General features: G+C 73.3%; 22 protein-coding genes. 10 read left to right on the forward strand and 12 right to left on the reverse strand.

The annotated features are described in order from the left end of the window. Positions 1-31: 31 nt before the first annotated feature. Positions 32-1,777 (forward strand): metallophosphoesterase family protein, encoded by a 1,746-nt coding sequence (locus tag EUS26_RS02330; protein ID WP_130011542.1) that lies wholly within the window; start codon positions 32-34, stop codon positions 1,775-1,777. 58 nt (positions 1,778-1,835) lie between these two features. On the opposite strand, the gene thpR is transcribed toward EUS26_RS02330, so the two are convergent. Further along, positions 1,836-2,408, reverse strand: a complete 573-nt coding sequence (gene thpR / locus EUS26_RS02335; protein ID WP_130011543.1) for an RNA 2',3'-cyclic phosphodiesterase — start codon at positions 2,406-2,408, stop codon at positions 1,836-1,838. A 47-nt stretch (positions 2,409-2,455) separates the two neighbouring features. Between thpR and EUS26_RS02340 the strand changes: the two genes are divergently transcribed. Then, complete coding sequence (locus tag EUS26_RS02340) at positions 2,456-3,349, forward strand: DsbA family protein (RefSeq protein ID WP_130011544.1); 894 nt, start codon at positions 2,456-2,458, stop codon at positions 3,347-3,349. Here EUS26_RS02340 and EUS26_RS02345 read toward each other — a convergent pair. Then, positions 3,309-3,863 carry a DedA family protein gene (locus EUS26_RS02345; protein ID WP_165368472.1) on the reverse strand — a complete coding sequence of 185 codons (555 nt, stop codon included), beginning with the start codon at positions 3,861-3,863 and terminating at the stop codon, positions 3,309-3,311. The two genes, EUS26_RS02340 and EUS26_RS02345, sit on opposite strands and share 41 nt — an antisense overlap. A 78-nt stretch (positions 3,864-3,941) precedes the next feature. Here EUS26_RS02345 and EUS26_RS02350 point away from each other — a divergent pair, with 78 nt between their 5' ends. After that, positions 3,942-4,868 (forward strand): carbamate kinase, encoded by a 927-nt coding sequence (locus EUS26_RS02350; protein WP_130011546.1) that lies wholly within the window; start codon positions 3,942-3,944, stop codon positions 4,866-4,868. A 96-nt stretch (positions 4,869-4,964) separates the two neighbouring features. Here the strand turns inward: EUS26_RS02350 and EUS26_RS02355 are convergent, their stop codons facing one another. The 3 genes from EUS26_RS02355 to EUS26_RS02365 form a co-directional block, all read right to left on the reverse strand. After that, complete coding sequence (locus EUS26_RS02355; protein ID WP_130011547.1) at positions 4,965-5,279, reverse strand: YciI family protein; 315 nt, start codon at positions 5,277-5,279, stop codon at positions 4,965-4,967. A gap of 83 nt (positions 5,280-5,362) precedes the next feature. Further along, positions 5,363-6,466: a trans-sulfuration enzyme family protein gene (locus tag EUS26_RS02360; protein WP_130011548.1), complete on the reverse strand. Its 1,104-nt coding sequence runs from the start codon at positions 6,464-6,466 to the stop codon at positions 5,363-5,365. 22 nt (positions 6,467-6,488) lie between these two features. Further along, the gene (locus EUS26_RS02365) at positions 6,489-7,121 is read right to left on the reverse strand and encodes a CGNR zinc finger domain-containing protein (protein ID WP_130011549.1); all 633 of its coding nucleotides are present in this window, start codon (positions 7,119-7,121) and stop codon (positions 6,489-6,491) included. Between the two features lie 88 nt (positions 7,122-7,209). Here EUS26_RS02365 and EUS26_RS02370 point away from each other — a divergent pair, with 88 nt between their 5' ends. Then, positions 7,210-8,244 carry an EamA family transporter gene (locus EUS26_RS02370; RefSeq protein WP_130011550.1) on the forward strand — a complete coding sequence of 345 codons (1,035 nt, stop codon included), beginning with the start codon at positions 7,210-7,212 and terminating at the stop codon, positions 8,242-8,244. An 18-nt stretch (positions 8,245-8,262) separates the two neighbouring features. Here the strand turns inward: EUS26_RS02370 and EUS26_RS02375 are convergent, their stop codons facing one another. The 6 genes from EUS26_RS02375 to EUS26_RS02400 all read right to left on the reverse strand — a co-directional run bounded on the left by EUS26_RS02375 (position 8,263) and on the right by EUS26_RS02400 (position 12,287). Continuing rightward, the gene (locus EUS26_RS02375; protein ID WP_130011551.1) at positions 8,263-8,886 is read right to left on the reverse strand and encodes a DUF4230 domain-containing protein; all 624 of its coding nucleotides are present in this window, start codon (positions 8,884-8,886) and stop codon (positions 8,263-8,265) included. 55 nt (positions 8,887-8,941) lie between these two features. Beyond that, the gene (locus tag EUS26_RS02380; protein WP_130011552.1) at positions 8,942-10,462 is read right to left on the reverse strand and encodes a S10 family peptidase; all 1,521 of its coding nucleotides are present in this window, start codon (positions 10,460-10,462) and stop codon (positions 8,942-8,944) included. A gap of 43 nt (positions 10,463-10,505) precedes the next feature. Continuing rightward, positions 10,506-10,628 (reverse strand): type B 50S ribosomal protein L36, encoded by a 123-nt coding sequence (ykgO, locus tag EUS26_RS02385; protein ID WP_130011553.1) that lies wholly within the window; start codon positions 10,626-10,628, stop codon positions 10,506-10,508. Beyond that, on the reverse strand, positions 10,625-10,792 hold the full coding sequence (rpmF, locus tag EUS26_RS02390; RefSeq protein WP_130011554.1) for a 50S ribosomal protein L32: 168 nt from the start codon (positions 10,790-10,792) through the stop codon (positions 10,625-10,627). Before rpmF ends, ykgO begins: the two co-directional genes overlap by 4 nt. Positions 10,793-10,917: 125 nt before the next feature. After that, on the reverse strand, positions 10,918-12,024 hold the full coding sequence (locus EUS26_RS02395; protein WP_202865003.1) for a GTP-binding protein: 1,107 nt from the start codon (positions 12,022-12,024) through the stop codon (positions 10,918-10,920). Then, positions 12,021-12,287, reverse strand: coding sequence for a type B 50S ribosomal protein L31 (locus EUS26_RS02400; RefSeq protein WP_130011555.1), 267 nt, complete (start codon positions 12,285-12,287; stop codon positions 12,021-12,023). The genes EUS26_RS02395 and EUS26_RS02400 overlap by 4 nt, the downstream gene beginning before the upstream one ends. Positions 12,288-12,350: 63 nt before the next feature. On the opposite strand from EUS26_RS02400, the gene rpmB reads away from it, so the two are divergent. The 5 genes from rpmB to EUS26_RS02425 all read left to right on the forward strand — a co-directional run bounded on the left by rpmB (position 12,351) and on the right by EUS26_RS02425 (position 15,592). Continuing rightward, positions 12,351-12,587: a 50S ribosomal protein L28 gene (gene rpmB, locus EUS26_RS02405; protein ID WP_130011556.1), complete on the forward strand. Its 237-nt coding sequence runs from the start codon at positions 12,351-12,353 to the stop codon at positions 12,585-12,587. Continuing rightward, positions 12,587-12,757, forward strand: coding sequence for a 50S ribosomal protein L33 (gene rpmG, locus EUS26_RS02410; protein WP_130011557.1), 171 nt, complete (start codon positions 12,587-12,589; stop codon positions 12,755-12,757). Before rpmB ends, rpmG begins: the two co-directional genes overlap by 1 nt. A gap of 1 nt (position 12,758) precedes the next feature. Continuing rightward, positions 12,759-13,058, forward strand: coding sequence for a 30S ribosomal protein S14 (rpsN, locus tag EUS26_RS02415; RefSeq protein ID WP_130011558.1), 300 nt, complete (start codon positions 12,759-12,761; stop codon positions 13,056-13,058). 109 nt (positions 13,059-13,167) lie between these two features. After that, entirely contained in the window at positions 13,168-15,237 is a 2,070-nt protein-coding gene (locus tag EUS26_RS02420; RefSeq protein ID WP_130011559.1) for a M3 family metallopeptidase, read from the forward strand. A 118-nt stretch (positions 15,238-15,355) separates the two neighbouring features. Then, positions 15,356-15,592 (forward strand): hypothetical protein, encoded by a 237-nt coding sequence (locus EUS26_RS02425; protein ID WP_130011560.1) that lies wholly within the window; start codon positions 15,356-15,358, stop codon positions 15,590-15,592. A gap of 27 nt (positions 15,593-15,619) precedes the next feature. Here EUS26_RS02425 and EUS26_RS02430 read toward each other — a convergent pair whose 3' ends face one another. Beyond that, positions 15,620-16,126 (reverse strand): MarR family winged helix-turn-helix transcriptional regulator, encoded by a 507-nt coding sequence (locus EUS26_RS02430; RefSeq protein ID WP_165368473.1) that lies wholly within the window; start codon positions 16,124-16,126, stop codon positions 15,620-15,622. A 57-nt stretch (positions 16,127-16,183) separates the two neighbouring features. On the opposite strand from EUS26_RS02430, the gene EUS26_RS02435 reads away from it, so the two are divergent. Beyond that, complete coding sequence (locus EUS26_RS02435) at positions 16,184-19,450, forward strand: efflux RND transporter permease subunit (protein ID WP_130011562.1); 3,267 nt, start codon at positions 16,184-16,186, stop codon at positions 19,448-19,450.

A 19,450-nucleotide genomic window follows, 5' to 3' on the forward strand; every position in this document is an offset into this window, starting at 1 on the left:
TCCCCGGGGGCCGGTCGCTAGGCTCGGGCCGGTGGGCATCCGTCAGCGCACCGCCGCCGTGGTCCCGTGGCTGCGCCGCGTCGCCGTCGTGGCCCTGCTGCTCGTGGTCGCCTACACCGGAGGGGTCGCTGCCACCCAGCTGTGGCCGGTGCACACGCAGACCCGCTACTTCGCCGCGGACATCTCGATCGAGCCGGGGCTGAGCTCCACCGTCCTGCTCCCGACCGTCGTCGGCGACATGGAGGTGTCCTTCAACCGCCGGCTGCTGCCCGCGCCCGGCCTGGAGGGGCGCGTGCAGGTGCGCGAGGAGGTCACCGACCTGCTGCGCCGCGGGCAGCTGCGCACCGCCGACCTCGAGCCGAGCCCGGAGGAGCTACGGGCCGCCATCGACGACGGCGTCGCCGAGCTGGCGTGGAAGTTCGCCGCCGGCGCGCTGGTCACCACCGCCCTCATCATGCTGGCGTATGCCGCAGCCCGACCCACCCACGTGGCCCGCGGCCTCGTCGCCTCGGCCGTGGCGACGGTGCTGGCGATGCTCGTGCCGGGCACGGCGGCATACCTGACCTATCGCACCGACCGGGTCGCCGAGTTCCGCACCACCAGCCTGCTGTCGCTCGTCGAGCAGAACACCGACATCCTCGCCGGGCTGGACCGCAAGGCCGACCAGGGCGCGGTCTACGTCACCAACCTGCTGGCGCTGTCCTCGGCGATGCGCGAGGAGTTCAGCCCGGACGCGACGCAGACCCAGACCGCCGCGAGGTTCCTGCTGGTCAGCGACATCCACGGGATGAACCAGTACCCCCTCATGCGGGAGATCGTGCGGACCCAGGACATCGACGCCGTCATCGACGCGGGCGACCTGCTCAACTTCGGACGCGAGGACGAGGGCGACCTGACCGGCATCTACGAGGGCATCGAGAGCCTGGGCGTGCCGTACATCTACGTGCGCGGCAACCACGACGGCGCCTTCGCCCGCGACGAGGGCGTCCTGGAGCGGATGGACCAGGTGCCGAACGTGCTCCTCGTCGAGCCGACCGAGGGGGAGCTGCAGCAGATCAGCGTCAACGGCGTCACGATCACCGGCTTCAACGACAGCCGCTACTTCAACCAGCGCAGCGACGACTACGGCGGGGACCAGGCCGCCCTCGCCGAACGCTTCCGGGAGGCCACCCGCGGGCTGCCGGAGAGCGACATCGTCCTCACCCACCAGCCCTACGCCGCCGACCGCGTGACCGCCGAGGCCGTGACGATCAACGGGCACATGCACCTGCCTGACCTCAGCGGCCAGCACCTGCAGGTCGGGTCGTTCACCGGCGGCGGCCTCGTCAACCAGTTCCGGCTTCCGCCGCTCACCGAGCAGGCGCAGGAGGCGGCCGAGGAGGACCCGGAGACCGCGGGCGAGCTCGAGGGCCACGCCTACAGCTTCGACATCCTCACCTTCGGCGAGAACTGCGCGATCGCCAGCCTCACCCGCTACAGCTACCGCAACCTCGTGTCCGGTCGGCCGCAGTTCGACGACGTCAGCCTCATCAACGGCCGGAGCATCCAGCCGCAGGTGCCGCAGGACCGCTCGTGCTCGCCCGACCAGGGGGTCGAGGTCCAGGCCGTGGAGCAGCTCGTCGACGACGCCGAGGCCGACCCGACCCAGGTCGAGGTCACCCCGCCGGACGACGCGGTCGTCACGACCCTGCCGCCGTTGGAGCTGCCGGAGATCGACGACGGGGCGGGCGACGGGGCCGGCGCGGGCGACCGGTCCGGCGCGACCCAGCAGCCGTGAGCCTCGGCACGGCCGGCCGAGACGCTCACCCCGCGGTCCCGGGCGGCGCCGAGGGCGGTCAGGCGAGGGACCAGGTGTGGCGGACGGCATACCGGGGGGTGCCGCCGGGGCCCAGCCCGAGCTCGGAGCGGACGAGGCAGACCTCGTCCGCCGACCACGAGGAGGTATGCAGCGTGTCCAGCGCCTGCACCAGGTGCCCCGCCGGCCGGGGGCGGCCGGCGGACCGGGCGAGGGTGACGTGGGCGCTGAACCGGGTGCCGTCGACGCGGGTGCCGGACCGGCTCGCGAGCGACCTCAGCGCCCCCGCCCAGCCGGCGAGGGTGCCCACCTCCATCTCCTCGACGCCGGCCCACAGGACCCGGGCGGCGCCGGGGTCGGGGAACGCGCCGGCCCCGCGCAGCGCGAGCCGCAGCGGGTGGGTCCGCCCGGCCCAGGCCGCCCCCGCCTCGATGAGCTCCTCCTCGCGCCACTCCTCCAGCTCGGGCAGGAACGCCAGGGTCAGGTGCCGTTGCTCGCTGCGGGTCCAGCGCCAGTCCCGGCGGGGGGCGAGGGCGTTCTGGCGCGGCTCGAGGAACCGGTCGAGCTCCTCGGTCACCTCGTCGGGCGGCAGCAGGGCGATGAAGGCGCGCACCCGACCATCGTCGCAGGACCGTCAGGAGCGTGTGCGACGCTGACCGGGTGAGCACGCCGACCCCGCAGACGTCCGGGACCGACCGCACCGTCGCGGTCGCCTGGGCCGTGGCCGCCGTGGTCGTCGCGCTGGCCGCGGCCTTCATCGCCTGGCTGTCCGTCGGTGGCGGGGGTGGCGGGCAGCAGAGTTCCGCCCCGTCGACGTCCGCCGGTGCCGACACCACGCCCGCCCCCGGCCAGGACGACGTCGGGGAGGACGGCGCGGGGCAGGACGGCGCGGGGCAGCAGGGGTCCACCCCCACCGACGGCGGGTCCGCCTCCGAGCCGCCACCGGCCGACCCGGGGGCGGCCGAGCAGACTCCCCCGCCGGAGGTCGCGCAGATGATGCTCGACCTGCAGCGCCGGGACCCGCAGGACCCGATGGCCGTGGGCGACGTCGACGCACCGGTCGTCATGATCGAGTACGCCGACTACCGCTGCCCCTACTGCGCGCGGTTCCACCTCGAGATCCGGCCCGAGCTGCTGCCGCTGGTCGAGGACGGCACGCTGCGCATCGAGTTCCGCGACTTCGTCATCTTCGACGAGACCTCGCAGCTGGCGGCGGTGGCCGGCCGCGCGGCGGCGGAGCAGGACCGGCTGCAGGAGTTCCAGAGCGCCGTCTTCGCGCTGTCCACGGACGGTCACGGGGAGTACGGGCAGCAGGAGATCCTCGAGATCGCCGAGGAGGTCGGTGTGCCCGACCTGGCGGAGTTCGAGGCCGACCTCAGCGACCCCGAGCTCGTCGCGGCGGTGGAGGCGGACGGCGAGGAGGCCCGGACCATCGGCGTGTCCTCCACCCCGACCTTCCTCATCAACACCCAGGTGCTGCAGGGCGCCTACCCCGCCGAGCGGATGGTCGAGATCATCGAGGAGCAGAGGCAGGCCGCGAGCGAGCAGTCGTGACCTCCTCGGCCGCGGGCCCGCGGCGGCGGCGCACGGCATACCAGCGGTGGCCGAGCGCCACGACCAGGGTGAGCGCGACCGCGAGGGCGGCGGCGAGCCACGGGCCGCCCGCGAGCACCGCCTCGAAGGCGAGCGCCCAGATGGCGAAGCCGACGGTCGCGTAGATCGCCGCCCAGGCCAGCGCCCCCACCGACTGCGCGAGGGTGAAGCGCCACCAGCGCATCCGCAGCACGCCCGCCGAGGCGAGCACCATCGTCTGCAGGCCGACGGTGAGGTAGCACAGGGGGACCGCGCCGATGCCGCAGCGCTCGACGGCGCCGCGGCCGCGGTCGAGGGCGTCGCTGGACAGCCACTGATGGACGGTGGCGCGCCAGCCCGTGGTCGGGCGGGTGTGCCGCAGGGTCTGCTCGGTCACGCTGCGAGCGACCCAGTACGTCACCTGGCCGCGCAGCATGGCCACGCACCACAGGAAGACGAGTGCGAGGCCGAGCGGGAAGGACTGCCAGGCGTCCACGGCACCATCGTCCCACGACCGGGCCCGGGTCCGCGCGCCGCAGCCGATCACCGTCCGGGCGGCAGGCATACTCCGCCCATGAGGATCGTCGTCGCCCTCGGGGGCAACGCGCTGCTGCAGCGCGGGCAGGTGCCGGACGCCGCGGCGCAGGTGGCCAACATCCGCCGCGCGATGCGGGCCCTCGCCCCGCTCACCGACGACCACCAGGTCGTCATCACGCACGGCAACGGTCCGCAGGTCGGCATCCTCGCGATGGAGAGCGCGGACGACGCGCGGCTGAGCCAGCCCTACCCCTTCGACGCGCTGGGGGCCATGACGCAGGGGCTGATCGGCTACTGGATCCTGCAGGCGATCGGCAACGAGCGGCCCTACCGGCAGTTCGCGGCCGTGCTCAACCAGACCCTGGTGGACGCCGACGACCCGGCCTTCGCCGACCCCACGAAGTTCGTCGGCGAGGTCTACGACGAGGCGACCGCGCGCGGGCTGGCCGACCGGCACGGGTGGCAGGTGAAGGCCGACGGCCAGCACTGGCGGCGGGTCGTCGCCTCGCCGCGGCCGCGCGAGATCATCGAGACCCGGCTCATCGACCACCTGCTCGACGAGTCGGTCATCGTCATCTGCGCCGGTGGGGGCGGGGTGCCGGTGGTCCGCACGGGCACCGGGGACCTGCAGGGTGTCGAGGCGGTCATCGACAAGGACCTGTCGGCGGCGCTGCTCGCGCACCGGCTCGGAGCCGACCGCCTGCTCGTGCTCACCGACGTGCCGGCGGTGCTGGAGGGTTTCGGCACGGACCACCAGCGCGAGATCCGCCGCACGACCCCCGAGGAGCTGCGGGCCCTCGACCTGCCGGCCGGGTCGATGGGGCCGAAGGTCGAGGCGGTATGCCGCTTCGTCGAGGTCTCGGCGTCGGCGCGACCGCGGGTGGCGGCCGCGATCGGGAGCCTGGACGAGGTGGCCGCGCTGGTGGACGGCTCCGCCGGGACCTTCGTCACCCCAGGAGGGTGACGGCCCGTCCTGACGACGCGCCGGGGCGCAGCGGCTCATCCGCGCACATGCGTACCTGAGCCGGAGCCGCCGGGCGAGTCGGCGGGACGACCTCCCTCAGAGCTCGCCGGCGAGCGCCCCGTCGAACCACGCGCCGAGCACGGGGGTCCACTCGCGGATGGCCACCTGCTCCACGAGACCCTGCTGCTGGAACGGGTCCTCGCGCAGCAGCTCGGCCAGCTCGGCCGCGCTGTCGCCGCGCAGGATCAGCATGGCGGCGTCGGGAGCCTCCTCCACGTCGGCGTAGGGCCCGGTGAGCAGCGCGGTCCCCTCCTGCGCCAGGCCGCCGAGGAACTCCCGGTGGGCGGGCCGGTGCTCGTCCCGCGCCGCGGTGTCGTCGGAGTAGGTGTAGTGCACCACGAAGAGGGTCATGCCCCTCATCCTAGGGACGCGGACGCGTCCTGTGCGGGCTGAGCACGCGTCCGGTGGGCGCTGAGCACGCGTCCTGTGCGGGACTACGCCTGGGCCTGGGCCGACGCCCCCTCCAGCGCCTGGCGCAGATCGGCCCAGAGGTCCTCGACGTCCTCGACCCCCACCGACAGGCGGACGAGGTCCTCGGGGACGGTGTCGACCTCCAGCGGGTGGCGACGGCGGCGCTCGATCTGGCTCTCGACCCCGCCCAGGCTGGTCGAGTGGGCCCAGAGCCGGGTCGCCGCACACACCCCTTCGGCTCCCTCGACACCCCCGGCCACCTCGATGGACAGCATCCCGCCGAACCCCGGGTAGCGCACCCGCCTCACGGCCGGGTGCTCGGCGAGCCGACCGGCCAGCACCTGGGCACTGGCCTGGGCCCGCTCCAACCGCAGGTGCAGGGTGCGCACGCCACGCAGCACCAGCCACGCCTCCATGGGCCCCGGTATCGCCCCGTGCAGCGTCCGGTGGGTGTGCAGCCGCCCGCGCAGGTCCGCCCGGGCGCCCGCGACGACGGTCGCCCCGAGCAGCACGTCGGAGTGCCCGGCGAGGTACTTCGTCGCCGAGTGGACGACGACGTCCGCGCCCCAGGCCAGCGGCTGCTGCGCCAGCGGCGTCGCGAAGGTGTTGTCGACCGCGACGACCGGGCGGGCGTCGGCATACCTCTCCCGCAGCCCGCGCACCACGGCCGGCACGTCGGTGAGCTCCATCATCGGGTTGGTGGGCGACTCCAGCATCAGCAGGTCGGCACCGGCGCACGCCTCGACGATGGCGTCGACGTCCTCCGCCTCGACCCGCCGCACGGACAGCGCGCCCGCGGCCTCGCGCTCGTCGAGCAGACCGGTGGTGCCGTTGTAGACGTGCCGCGGCGCGACCACCACCCCACCGACGGGCACCAGCGCCACCACCGCCGCCACGGCGCCCATCCCGGAGGCGAAGGTCAGCGCCGAGCCGCCCTCGAGCGAGCCGAGCACCTCCTCCAACGCCTCCCACGTCGGGTTCGAGGTGCGCGCGTAGGCGACCTCCCCGTCGGCGACGTAGGTCGAGGTGAAGGTCACTGGGGTGCTGACCGGCGCGCCCGGCACCCGCTCGGGGCGCCCGAGCGCCACGGCGCGGGTGGCGGGGGCGAGATCGTCGTGGTGGGTCATCGCACTCTTCCGGTATGCCGTCTCATCCGTCCGCGGACCCCTCACCGGAGCCCGCGTCGCCCTTGTCGGACTGGCGCCCACGATAGGCCGCGGCGGCGACCCGGTTGCCGCAGGCGGTGCTGCAGAAGCGCTTGGACCGGTTGCGCGACAGGTCCACGAAGACCCCGTCGCAGCCCTCCGCCTCGCACCGCCGCAACCGCCCGAGCTCGTCGGCGCGCACGACGTCGACCATCGCCATGGCCGCCTCGACCACCATGCGCGTCGCGAAGGGGGCGTCGTCGGGCACGGCGTGCAGGTGCCACCCCCACCCGTCGTGGTCGACGAGGCGGGGCACGGCCCGCTCCTCGGCGAGCAGCTCGTTGACCAGGTCGACGACCCCCGCCTCCTCGAGCTCCCAGAGGCTCGCGAGCCGGGGTCGCACGAGGCGCACCCGCTGCACCTCGGCCAGCCGGCGCGGCGGGGCGCCCGACCACCGCCACTGCCCCACGAACGCCTCGAGGTCCTCCACCGTCGTCAGGGTGTCGATCCCGTCCGCCCGGGCCTGGGCGGCCTGCTCCGAGGGCAGGTGGTCGCTGCCGCTGCCCGCGCCCGTGCGGGTGTTGACCAGCGCGGCGGCGGCCCGCAGCGCCTCGACGGCGTCATGAGTGAAAGGCAACTTGACTCCTGATGACAGAGGTCGTTATCGTCATGAGTGTCCTAGATCTACGCTCCTGACGCCACCCACCTGAGAGGGGGCCAGCCCCATGACCACCACGCGGACCAGCCTCGACCCCACCACGACGACGCGCCGGACCGGTGCACGGACCCTCCTGCTCGGGCTGGCCGTGGCGCTGGTCTCCGCCTCGATGTTCGGCACCGCGGGCGCGGTCGGCAAGAGCCTGATCCTCCAGGGCTGGACCCCGGGCGCTGCCGTGACCGCCCGGGTGGCCCTCGGCGCGGTCGTCCTCGCCGCCCCCGCGGTCGTGGCGATGCGCGGCCGCTGGCACCTGCTGCGCCGCCCCCTGACCTGGATCCACACTGGGCTCTTCGGCCTCATCGCCGTGGCCGGGTGCCAGCTGTTCTACTTCCTCGCGGTGGAGCAGCTGTCGGTCGGCGTGGCGCTCATGCTGGAGTACCTCGGCCCCCTCCTCGTCGTCGGCTGGCTCTGGGCCCGGCACGGGCAGCGCCCCCGCCCGCTCACCGTCGGCGGCGTGGTCCTGGCGGTGGCCGGGCTGCTGCTCGTCCTCGACGTGCTCGGCGACGTGCAGCTCAGCACCGTCGGCGTGATGTGGGGGCTGCTCGCAGCCGTGGGCCTGGCGGTCTTCTTCGTGGTCGGCGCGGACGACGCGAGCGGCCTGCCGCCGACCGCGTTCGCGGCGCTGGGGATGACGATCGGCGCCGGCGCGCTCATCCTCGCCGGCGTCCTCGGCGTGGTGCCGATGGCGGTCAGCACGGGCGACGTCGTCCTCGCCGGGCTCGACGCGCCGTGGTGGGTGCCGGTGCTGTGGCTCGGCCTGGTCGCGGCCGCCGGGGCATACCTCACCGGCATCGTCGCCGCCCGGATGCTCGGGGCGAAGGTGTCCTCCTTCGTCGGGCTGGCCGAGGTGATGTTCGCGGTGCTCTTCGCCTGGCTGCTGCTCGCCGAGATCCCCGCCCCCGTCCAGCTGCTCGGCGGGGTGCTCATCGTGGCCGGGGTGGCGGCGATCAAGGCGGACGAGCGGGAGACCGAGGCACCGTCCGGCACCTACGAGGTCGAGCCGCTGCCCGACGTCACCGACGACAGGACGCCCACCCGCTGAGCCCGCGGAGGCCGCCACTCAGCCCTCGAAGGTGACCGTGACGTCGCTGTGGCCCAGGGCGTCGAGCAGCCCCTCGAGCATGGCGACGGTGTTGCTCTCGGCCAGGTCGACGAGCGGCCCACCCTCGGACGCGGCCCGGCTCATCTGGGCCACCGCGGTGCGCTGGGCCTCCTGCTCGAGGTCCGAGCCGCGGAACCGGTTGGCGATGCCGCGGTCGAGGCTGACGACGTAGCTGTCCTCGAGGTCCAGCGTGGGCTCGCCCACCGTCGGCTGGGGCAGCCGCACCGTCACCGCACCGTCCGCCTCGGACACCCGGACCCGCCGGGAGTCGAGCTCGCTGAAGTCGACGATCGCGTCGACGTCGCCCTTGCCGACGTAGAGGACCCGCTCGCCGCTGATCCAGTCGGGCACGAAGCGGGTGTCCCGCTCGAGGTCGACGACCGTCTCGTAGTAGGCGCTCGCCGCGTGGTACTCACTGATCTCGGTGAGCGACTGCAGGACCGAGGGCCCGGAGCGGTCGACCTCCTCCTCGGCGAACGGGTTGAGCGAGGGCCGCCAGTCGGTCAGCAGGCTGAACCCGCCCACGACGGCCAGCAGCACGACGGGGATCATCAGCACGACACCGACGACGCGACCCAGCATGCGGCACACCCTAGCGACGGACCGAGGATCTCTCCCCGCGAAGCGGACCGGGCCGCTACGACGAGCGGCCCGCGGCCCGCCGGACGAAGTCGGTGATGCCCTCGGCCTCCTCGATGCGCGAGGTCTCGCCGACGTAGGGCATGTGGCCGGTCTCGAACCACGCGTGCTCGATGCGGTCGAGCGCGGCCTCCGGCAGCCGCAGGTGGGCGACCGTGTCCTCGGCGGCCGAGTAGGGCGTCGCCAGGTCGTAGTAGCCGTACTCGAAGCGGACCCGCAGGTGCGGGTTGGCGCGCATGACCCGCTCCAGCTTGTCGGCGACGTTGATCGGCTTGGCCTCGAACTCCTTGTAGGACCAGTGCTCGATGGCGTCGGAGAAGACGGCGTAGGGCAGGTCCAGCTCGGAGCGCAGCTCGCTGCGCAGGTAGTGGTGGATCGCCGCGGCGTACGGGCCCATGATCGCGTCGATGCTGGGGTCGGCGTCCATGCCCTCGGCGATGCCGGAGTGCAGCACGCCGCGGATGCGACCGTCGATCCGGCCGACCGTCTCGCCCCGGTCGCGCAGCAGCTCGGTGCAGAAGCGCCAGTGCTCGGGCCGCAGGTCGCACCGGTCGAGGTAGTCCTGGGACAGCCCGGTCAGCGCGGCGAGCCGCTCCGCCATGTCGGTCCGCTCCTCCGTGGTGAGCCGGTTGCCGCGCCCCAGCGCCCAGCGGTAGCTCCCGGCGGCCAGCTCCTCGGCCTCTCCGAGCACCTCGGTGAGGCTGCGCCCCTCGTGCTTGCCGTGGTAGTGCGCGATCGCGGCGTAGGTCGGCAGGTAGGACAGGCAGGCCTCGTCGTGACGCAGGAAGCGGAAGTCCTGGGTGCCGAAGTCCAGCACGCTGGAGATGAGGACCAGCCCGTTGAGCTGCATACCGAAGCTGGCGAAGAGGCGCTCGGCGACCGACACGGCGCGGGTGGTGCCGTAGGACTCCCCAGCCAGCAGCTTCGGGCTCATCCACCGGTCCTCGCGGGTGCACCAGAGCCGGATGAGCTCGGCGACCTGCTCCACGTCCTTCTTCCACCCGTGGTAGTCCTTGGCCTTGCCGCCCTCGACGGCGCGCGACCAGCCGGTCGACATGGGGTCGATGAAGACCAGGTCGGAGGCGCGTAGCAGCGTCTGCGGGTTGTCGTGCAGCGCGTAGGGCGGCGCGGTCGGGTCGTTCGGCTCGCCCGCGTCGGCGATCCGCGGCCCGAGGACGCCCAGGTGCAGCCACACCGAGCTCGACCCGGGGCCGCCGTTGAAGACGAAGGTGATGGGCCGGCTGCGGTCGGGCTCGCCGTCCTCGTCGACCTTGGTGTAGGCCGTGACCGCCAGCTCCCCGCGCGGCGTCCAGCCCTGGAAGACCTCGTCCTTGACCTCTTCCTCGCGGATGACGATCCGCCCGGTCCGCGCGGTGTAGGTCAGCTCGCCCTCGGTCGTGCCGATGGTGTGGGTCGTCTCGACCATCACGTCGCGGGGCTCAGGACGGTCCTTGCCGCCGCGGGTCGCGGAATCGGTCGCAGGGGTGTCGCCCGTGGTCGTCGAAGCGTCGTCGCTCATGGCCGCCACCCTATGCAGTCCTCACGGCGCCAGGTGCGCCGCCTCATCCCTGACGGGCCTTGAACCGCGGGTTCTCCTTGTTGATGACGTAGACCTTGCCGCGGCGGCGGACGACCTGGCTGCCGGGGGCCTGCTTCAGGGAACGCAGGGACGCGCGGACCTTCATCGCAGCACCGTCAGCCCTCGCTCGGCGGCCCGGGCCAGCCGGCGCGGGACCTGGACCGTCGTGCCGTCGACGGTGACGGGCACCAGGTCGACCGGCGTCGCCTTCCACTGGGAGCGGCGGTGCCGGGTGTTGGAGCGCGAGAGCCTGCGCTTGGGGACGGCCATGGTGTTCTCCTTCGGGTATGCCGGTCTCGGGGTGCTGCCGGGCGGTCAGGTCGATCAGGGGCAGGTCAGTGACGCGCAGGTCGGTCGGGGTCGGGTCGGTCAGGGGCGGCTCGGCGACGACGAGCTCAGGCGACGCGCCGGATCGGGCCCAGCCACGGCTCGAGCCCGTCCTGGTGCTGCTCCCACCGTGGGCCCAGACGGGAGAGCTCGGCATCGGTGAGCAGGCAGTCGGCGAAGGCGCCGCGGATGGCGGACCTGCGGTCGTCGTCGCGCCGCCCGGTGACGACCACACGGGTCATCGGTCCGCCGAGGGCGCCCCAGGTCGCGACGGGACCCAGCCGGTGCTGACCACCGGCCCCGTCCCAGCCGATGACGTCCCCCGGCCGGGTGGCCACCCACAGGCAGCCGCGCGCCCGGTGCGAGCCGACGCCCAGGTCCTCGAAGCGCTGCTCGAGGCGGCGCGGGTGGACGGGCCGGTCGGCGGACAGGTCCATGGTCCAGACCTCGTCGGTCTGCGGCGTGGGCACCGGCCCGCGGCGCACGTCGCTCACCCAGTCCTCGGTCGTGGCGTGGTGGTGCACCCCCTGCTGCAGGATCTGGGCGTCGATCTCGCCGCTGTCCCTCAGCACGAGGGCACCGGGGCGGGCCAGGGCGCGGACGGCGTCGTGGCCGACCGGGTCGCGGCGGCCCTGGACGACGACGAGGTCGGCGTACTCCAGGATCGGCACCGCCACCTCGGCCAGCCCGCGGTCCTCCTCCGGCAGGGTCGGCACCGGGGTGTCGGCGAGCAGGTCGTCGCCGAGCAGCACGTCGCCGAGGCCGTCGCCCTCGAAGGACGCGACGACCGAGGCCACGTGGAAGCTCAGGCTGCCCTCGGAGAAGCCCGCCACCCGGCACACCTGCGAGGCCTCGGCACCGGCCGCGAGGTGGGCCACGACCGACGACCAGCGCCCGATCTCGCCCAGCCGGTCCAGCGTCGGCACCATGTCCTCGCGGATGGCGCAGCTGACGCAGGCGTGCTCGAGGTCGACGACCTCCTCCTCCAGCCGGCCGGTGCGGTCGCTGACGACCCGCACGAGGCGCTGGTGGTCGGGGTCGATCCGGTGCTCGACCACGACCGCGTCCGGCAGGTCCCACTGGAGCCCGATGGTGGTGGCCGCCATGGCGCTCGTGTGCACGCCGGTGACCAGGTGCACCGGGGTCGTCCCCCGCCCGCGGGCCGCGCCGCTCACCGGGACTCGTCCTGCCGACCGGCGGAGGCGGCATACCGCCGGTGGAAGCGCTCGACGCGGCCCTCGGTGTCCAGGGTGCGCGCGGTGCCGGTCCAGAAGGGGTGGCTGTCGCTGGAGATCTCCACGTCGACGACGGGGTAGGTCGAGCCCTCGAGCTGCACGGTCGCCTCGGGGATCCGGGTGGACCGCGACAGGAACATGTGCCCGGTCGAGGTGTCCCGGAACACGACCGGCTCGTAGCGCGGGTGGATGCCGTTCTTCACGCTGACCTCTCTAGGTTGTACGATTGAGAATCGTTCTCATTCTGACATACTGAAGGAGCCCTCGTGTCACGTGTGTGCCAGGTCACCGGAGCACAACCCGGATTCGGCCACTCCGTCTCCCACTCGCACCGGCGCACCAAGCGCCGGTTCGACGTCAACATCCAGCGCAAGCGCTACTGGGTGCCCTCGCTGGGCCGCCACGTCACGCTCACGCTCAGCGCCAAGGGCATCAAGACGATCGACCGGGACGGCATCGACGCCGTCGTCGCACAGATGCTCGCCCGGGGGGAGAAGGTCTGATGGCCGGCAGGAGCAAGGACATCCGGCCCAAGGTGACCCTGCGCTCGACCGCGGGGACGGGCACGACGTACATCACGGAGAAGAACCGCCGGAACAGCCCGGACCGACTGGTGCTGCTGAAGTACGACAAGGCGATCCGGCGCCATGTCGAGTTCAAGGAGTCGCGCTGACATGGCCAAGAAGAGCAAGATCGCGGCGCAGCGGCGCCGGGAGCAGGTCGTCGCCCGGTATGCCGAGCGCCGGGTCGAGCTGAAGGAGACCGTCCGCGTCGGGTCACCGGCGCAGCGCGAGGCCGCCCAGCGCGAGCTGCGGCGCCAGCCCCGGGACGCCAGCCCCGTGCGGCTGCGGAACCGGGACGCCGTCGACGGCCGCCCCCGCGGCTACGTCGGCAAGGTCGGTCTGTCGCGGGTCCGCTTCCGGTCCCTGGCCCATCGCGGCGAGCTGCCGGGCATCACGAAGTCCAGCTGGTAGGCCGCGCAGCACTCCTGGCCCCCACTTGTGGACAGAGGTTTCTGGGGCCCGTTCCCCAGAAAGCTATGTCCAGAAGTGTGCGTGGGTGGCCTGTGATCTGATGAGGGGTATGACCAATCCCCTCCTCACCCCGTCCACGCTGCCCTTCTCCCTCCCCGACTACGAGAACCTCACCGACGCCCACGTCCGGGAGGCGGTCGAGGTGGGGATGGCCGAGCAGCTCGAGGCACTGCGGGCCCTGGCCGAGGACCCGGAGCCGGCGACGGTGGAGAACGTCCTGCACGCCTGGGAGACCTCGGGCGCCACGCTGGACCGCACGCTGTCGGCGTTCTGGGTAGCCAAGTCGGCCGACACCAACGACGAGCGGGACGCCATCATGGCCGAGTTCGCGCCGCGGCTGGCCGCGCACACCGACACGATCATGCTCGACGAGAGCCTCTACGCCCGGCTCACCCGGCTGCGCGAGCGGGCCGACGCCGGGGAGGTCGACCTCGACGAGCAGGACGAGTTCGTGCTCACAGAGCGGCTGCGCGCCTACGAGCGCGGCGGCATCACCCTGGACGAGCCCGGCCAGGCGCGGCTGCGTGAGCTCAACGGCGAGCTGGCGACGCTGTCGACCGAGTTCGACCGGCTGCTGGTGACCGGGCGCGCCGCGGCCGCGGTGCACGTCACCGACGAGGCCGAGCTGGCCGGGCTGGACGAGGACGCCAGGGCCGGGCTTCGGGAGGCTGCCGAGGCCAAGGGTCTGGACGGGTGGCTCATCACCATCACCAACACCACCGGCCAGCCGATCCTCGACAGCCTGGAGCACCGCGGGCTGCGCGAGCGCGTCTTCCGCGCCTCCGTCGAGCGCGGCCTCGGCCGCGACGGGCACGAGGTTCACGACACCCGCGACATCCTCGTCCGGATCGCCCGGCTGCGCGCCGAGCGCGCGACGCTGCTGGGCTACGAGCACCACGCGGCCTACGTCCACCAGGTCGGCTGCGCCCAGACCACCGACGCGGTCAACGACCTGCTCGGCCGGCTCGCCCCGGGCGCCGTGGAGATCGCCCAGCGCGAGGCCGACGCCCTCGCCGAGCAGCTGCAGACCCTCGAGCCCGGGGCCACCCTGGAGGGCTGGGACTGGCAGTTCCTCGCCGCCCGCAGCGCGGGAGAGGGCTTCGACACCGGCCGGCTCACCCCCTACCTCGAGTTCGAGCGGGTGCTGCACGACGGCGTCTTCGCCGCGGCCACGGCGCTCTACGGCATCACCTTCCACGAGCGGGAGGACCTGGTCGGCTACACCGAGGCGGCCCGGGTCTTCGAGGTGCGCGAGGCCGACGGCAGCCAGCTGGGCGCCGTCGCGATCGACCCCTACACCCGGCCGACCAAGAAGGGCGGGGCGTGGATGACGAGCATCGTCGACCAGTCCCACCTGCTCGGCGACCTGCCGGTGGTGACCAACACGTGCAACGTGCCGCCGCCCTCGGCCGGGCAGCCGAGCCTCATGACCTGGACCAACGTCATCACGCTGTTCCACGAGTTCGGGCACGACCTGCACGGGCTGCTCTCCGACGTGCGCTACCCCTCGCGCTCCGGCACGTCGGTGCCGCGCGACTTCGTGGAGTTCCCGAGCCAGGTCAACGAGATCTGGGCCTGGGAGCCGGCGCTGCTGCAGCGCTACGCGCGCCACCACGGCACCGGGGAGACCATCCCGCAGGAGTGGGTCGAGCAGCTCGTCGACAGCCGCACCGAGACCGGCTACCACACGCTCGAGCTGCTCAAGGCGATGATCCTCGACCAGGCCTGGCACCAGACGCCGCTCACGGAGCTGCCTCAGGACGGCTCCGGCGTGGAGGCCTTCGAGCAGGCCGCGCTGGAGCGGGCCGGGGTGGCCTTCCCGCTGATCCCGCCGCGCTACCGCAGCGCCTACTTCCACCACATCTTCGGCGGCGGGTACGCCGCGGGCTACTACTCCTACCTGTGGTCCGAGGTCATGGACGCCGACACCGTCGCGTGGTTCCGTGAGCAGGGCGACGCCGACCACCCCGGGGGTATGACGCGCGCCGCCGGCGACGTCTTCCGCCGGGAGCTGCTGGGCCGGGGCGGGTCGATCGAGGCGCTGGAGACCTACCGGCGCTTCCGCGGTCGCGACCCGGAGGTGGGCCCGCTGCTGGAGCGTCTCGGGCTCTCCGCCTGAGCGCTCCCGGGCGGGCCCGGGGAGCGCCTCCGGCTCGCCCACGGCCGGGCGGCACACCGCCTGACCTGCGCCGGGACCGGGCCGTGGGTATGGTGGGTGGCCTACCAGGAGGTGGCCGATGAAGTCCTTCCCCGTCCTTCCCTACGCCGTCGTCGGCGTCGCCCTGCTCGTGTGGTGGGTGATCACCCAGTCGTGGGTGGCGCTCGGCCTGCTCGTGCTCGTCATCGCGGGGGCCGCAGTGCACGTCATCAAGGTCGCCAGCTCCCCCGGGTCGCTCGGCAGCGACCAGGACCGGGTCGAGTCCCGGGCCCGGGCGACCTTCCCGACCCCGCCGGAGCGCCCGCACGGCATCTGAGGGCAGGTCCCCAGGCCGCACCTCTCGTCACTCCGCGCCGGACCCCGCCTCCGTGGGCCGGGCCGGTCCGGTGCGCTCGGCGTCCAGCTCCCGGGCGACCTCGTGCATCCGCTCCATGAGGCGGGCCAGGTCGGCCAGCTCGTCGTCGCGCAACCGGTCCAGGACGTGCGCCTTGGCCTGCAGGACGGGCACCTCGAGCGAGGCGAGCACGGCCTCCCCCTCCGGCGTGACCCGCAGCAGCAGCCGGCGCCGGTCCTCGGGGTCGTGCTCGCGCTCCAGCCAACCGCGGCTGACCACCCGCTCCACGATGCCGCTGGTGGTCGGGGTCGACACCCCCAGGTGGTCGGCCAGCGCCTGACCGGTCAGGGAGGGCTTGGCCCGCACCAGCAGGAGCACCTGCACCTGGCGCAGGGTCAGCTCGGCAGGGACCGGCAGCGGGTCGAGCCACCGCATGGCGACCTCGTGCAGCCGCGCCTCGCTCGTGCCGATCCGCGCGAGCAGGGCCTCGCGTCCACCCGGGTCGCCCTGCGCCATACGCTCTGCTCCTTCGATTCGTCCGAGGGTAATGGTTCGCCTTAGGCTAGGCATCCTATGGCACGTCTCACCCTGTTCAGCGTCCGCAACCGGGCGCTGGTGGCGCTCGCCACCGTCTTCGGCATCCTGGCCGGTCTCTGGTCGGCCGGCAGCCTGCCGCGCGAGCTCTTCCCGTCGTTGCAGTTCCCGGTCCTCGTCGTCGCGACGAGCACGCCCGGGTCCAGCACCTCCGTCGTCGAGGAGCAGGTCACCGAGCCGGTGGAGGTGGCCGCCCAGGGCCTGAACAACGTCGTCGAGGTGTCCTCGACGAGCACCGACGGCTTCTCCTCGGTGGTGGTCGAGCTCGACTACGGCACCGACACCGGGTCCGCCCAGACCGACCTGCAGCGGGCCGTGCTCTCGCTGCCCGACCTGCCCGACTCGGCCAGCCCGCAGATCTTCGCCGGCAACCTCGACGACTTCCCCATCATCCAGCTCGCCGCCAGCGGCGGCGAGGACGCGCGGGACCTCGTCGACCGGCTCGAGCGGGTGGTCATCCCCGACATCGAGGACATCGACGGCGTCCGCTCGGTCACCCTCTCCGGCGTGGCCGACCGGGTCGTCACCGTCGACCTCGACGAGGAGGAGGCCGCCGACGCTGGCGTGAGCCTGCAGACGGTGAGCCAGGTGCTGCAGGCCAACGGCGTGGTGCTCCCCGGTGGGTCCGTGCTCGACGGCGACACCGAGCTGCCGGTGCAGGTCGGCTCCCGGCTCACCTCCGCCGAGCAGATCGGCGCGCTGCCCATGCTCGGGCAGCAGACCATCGCCGCCCAGCAGGCCGCCGCCCAGACGCGCACGCAGGCGCAGGAGGCGCAGACCGCCGCGGACGACGCCGCTCAGGCGGCCCAGGCCAACCCCGCTGACCCGGAGCTCGCGGCGGCGGCCGCCGCCGCGGCCGGCGCGGCGGAGCAGGCCACCGCTGCCGCCGAGGAGGCGGGTGAGGTCGAGGTGCCCCTGCTGCGCGACGTCGCGACGGTGACGCTCGAGGAGCGCGAGGCGGCGGCATACACCCGGACCAACGGCGAGCCCAGCGTCGGCCTCGCCATCACCAAGACCCCCGACGGCAACGCGGTCGAGATCTCCAACGAGCTCGGGGCGCTGCAGGACGACATCAGCACAGCGCTCGACGGGGGCGAGCTGGTGACCATCTTCGACGGTGCGCCGTTCATCGAGAAGTCCATCGAGGACCTCGCGACCGAGGGACTGCTGGGCCTGGGCTTCGCCATCCTCGTGGTGCTGCTCTTCCTGCTGTCCGTGCGGCTCACCCTGGTCACGGCGGTGTCCATCCCGCTCTCGCTGCTCATCGCGCTGGTGGGCCTGCAGGTCTCGGGCTACACGCTCAACATCCTCACCCTCGGTGCGCTGACCATCTCCGTCGGCCGCGTCGTCGACGACTCGATCGTCGTCATCGAGAACATCAAGCGTCACGTCGCCCGGGGCGAGGACCGCCGCACCGCCGTGGTCGAGGCGACCCGGGAGGTGGCCGGGGCGATCACCTCGGCGACCATCGCGACGGTCGCCGTCTTCCTGCCGCTCGGCTTCGTCGGCGGTCAGGTGGGCGAGCTGTTCCGGCCGTTCGCCGTGACCGTGGCCCTGGCGATGCTCGCCTCGCTGCTCGTGGCGCTGACCATCATCCCGGTGCTCGGCTTCTGGTTCCTGGGTCGCCGCTCCGGCATCGGCAAGCACGAGCCCGAGTCCGCGCACACCGAGCACACCGACGAGCCCGACCGCATGCAGCGCGCCTACCTGCCGGTGCTGCGGGCCGCCCTCGGCCGGCCCTGGCTGACCGTCGGCCTCGCGGTGCTCCTGCTGGGCGGCACCGGGTATGCCGCGACCCTGCTCAAGACCGACTTCATCGGCGGCACCGGGGAGAACACCCTGCAGGGCACGCTCACCATGCCGACGGGCACCACCCTGGAGGACACCGACGACCAGGCGGCCGAGGTCGAGGCGTGGCTGGCCGACCAGGACGAGGTCGACACCTACCAGGTGACCGCGGGCAGCCCCGGCGGCATCGAGGCCGTCTTCCTCGGCAGCGGCGCCAACACGGCCACCTTCGCGGTGACCCTGGACGAGGGCGTCGACGGCGAGGCCTTCGGTGACGAGCTGACCACCTCCGTCGACCTGCCCGAGGGCGCCAGCTTCACCGCGCAGGCCGGCCAGCAGGGCGGGCCGACGGCGTCCGGCCTCGAGGTGCAGGTCCAGGGGCAGGACCTCGACGAGATCGACGCCGCGGCGCAGGACGTCGCCGCGCTCATGGAGGACGCCGGGGCGCTGGACGTCACCAACAACCTCACCGACACCGTGCCGGCCCTGCAGGTCGAGGTCGACCGCGAGGCCGCCGCGGACGCCGGGCTGGCGGAGGCCCAGCTCGGCCAGACGATCCAGGCGGCGACCGACGGAGCGGTGGTCGGCCAGGTGGAGATCGACGCCACCCGGGTGGACGTCGTCGTGAGCGAGGGGTCGGCCGACGACATCGCCGCCCTGCGCGAGCTGGAGGTCGGCACCGACCCGGCCGGCGACCCGGTCGCCCTCGCCGAGGTCGCCGAGCTGCGCACCGTGGACGAGGCGGTCAGCATCACCAGGGTCGACGGGCTGCGGGCGGCGACGGTCACCGGGCGCTCCGCGACCGACGACCTCGGCGCGCTCACCGCCGACCTGCAGGAGCGCCTCGACGGCCTCGAGACCCCGGAGGGCGTGCAGGTCACGCTCGGCGGGGTGAGCTCGGACCAGCAGGAGGCCTTCTCGGCGCTCGGGCTGGCCCTGCTGGCGGCCATCGCGATCGTCTACCTCGTCATGGTGGCGACCTTCAACTCGCTGGTGCAGCCGCTCATCCTGCTCGTCTCGGTGCCGTTCGCGGCGACCGGCTCGATCGCGCTGCTCCTGATCACCGACACCGCCCTGGACGTCGCCTCGATGGTCGGCCTGCTCATGCTCATCGGCATCGTGGTCACCAACGCGATCGTGCTCATCGACCTCGTCAACCAGTACCGCGGCCGCGGCCTCGAGCGCACCGACGCCGTGCTCGAGGGGGCCCGGCACCGGTTCCGCCCGATCGTCATGACGGCGCTCGCGACCATCCTGGCGCTGACCCCGATGGCCTTCGCGATCACCGGCGGCGGGGCGTTCATCTCCCAGCCGCTGGCCATCGTCGTCATCGGCGGCCTGCTCAGCTCGACCGCCCTGACCCTGATCCTGGTGCCGGTGCTCTACGAGCTCGTCGGCCGCGGGTCGGCCTGGGCCAGCGGCCTGCGGTCGCGTCGTGAGGCGCGCCGGGCGGGCTGA

Origin of the sequence: Serinicoccus sediminis (assembly GCF_004153545.1) — a bacterium.
In the GTDB taxonomy this organism is placed as follows: Bacteria; Actinomycetota; Actinomycetes; order Actinomycetales; family Dermatophilaceae; genus Ornithinicoccus; species Ornithinicoccus sediminis_A.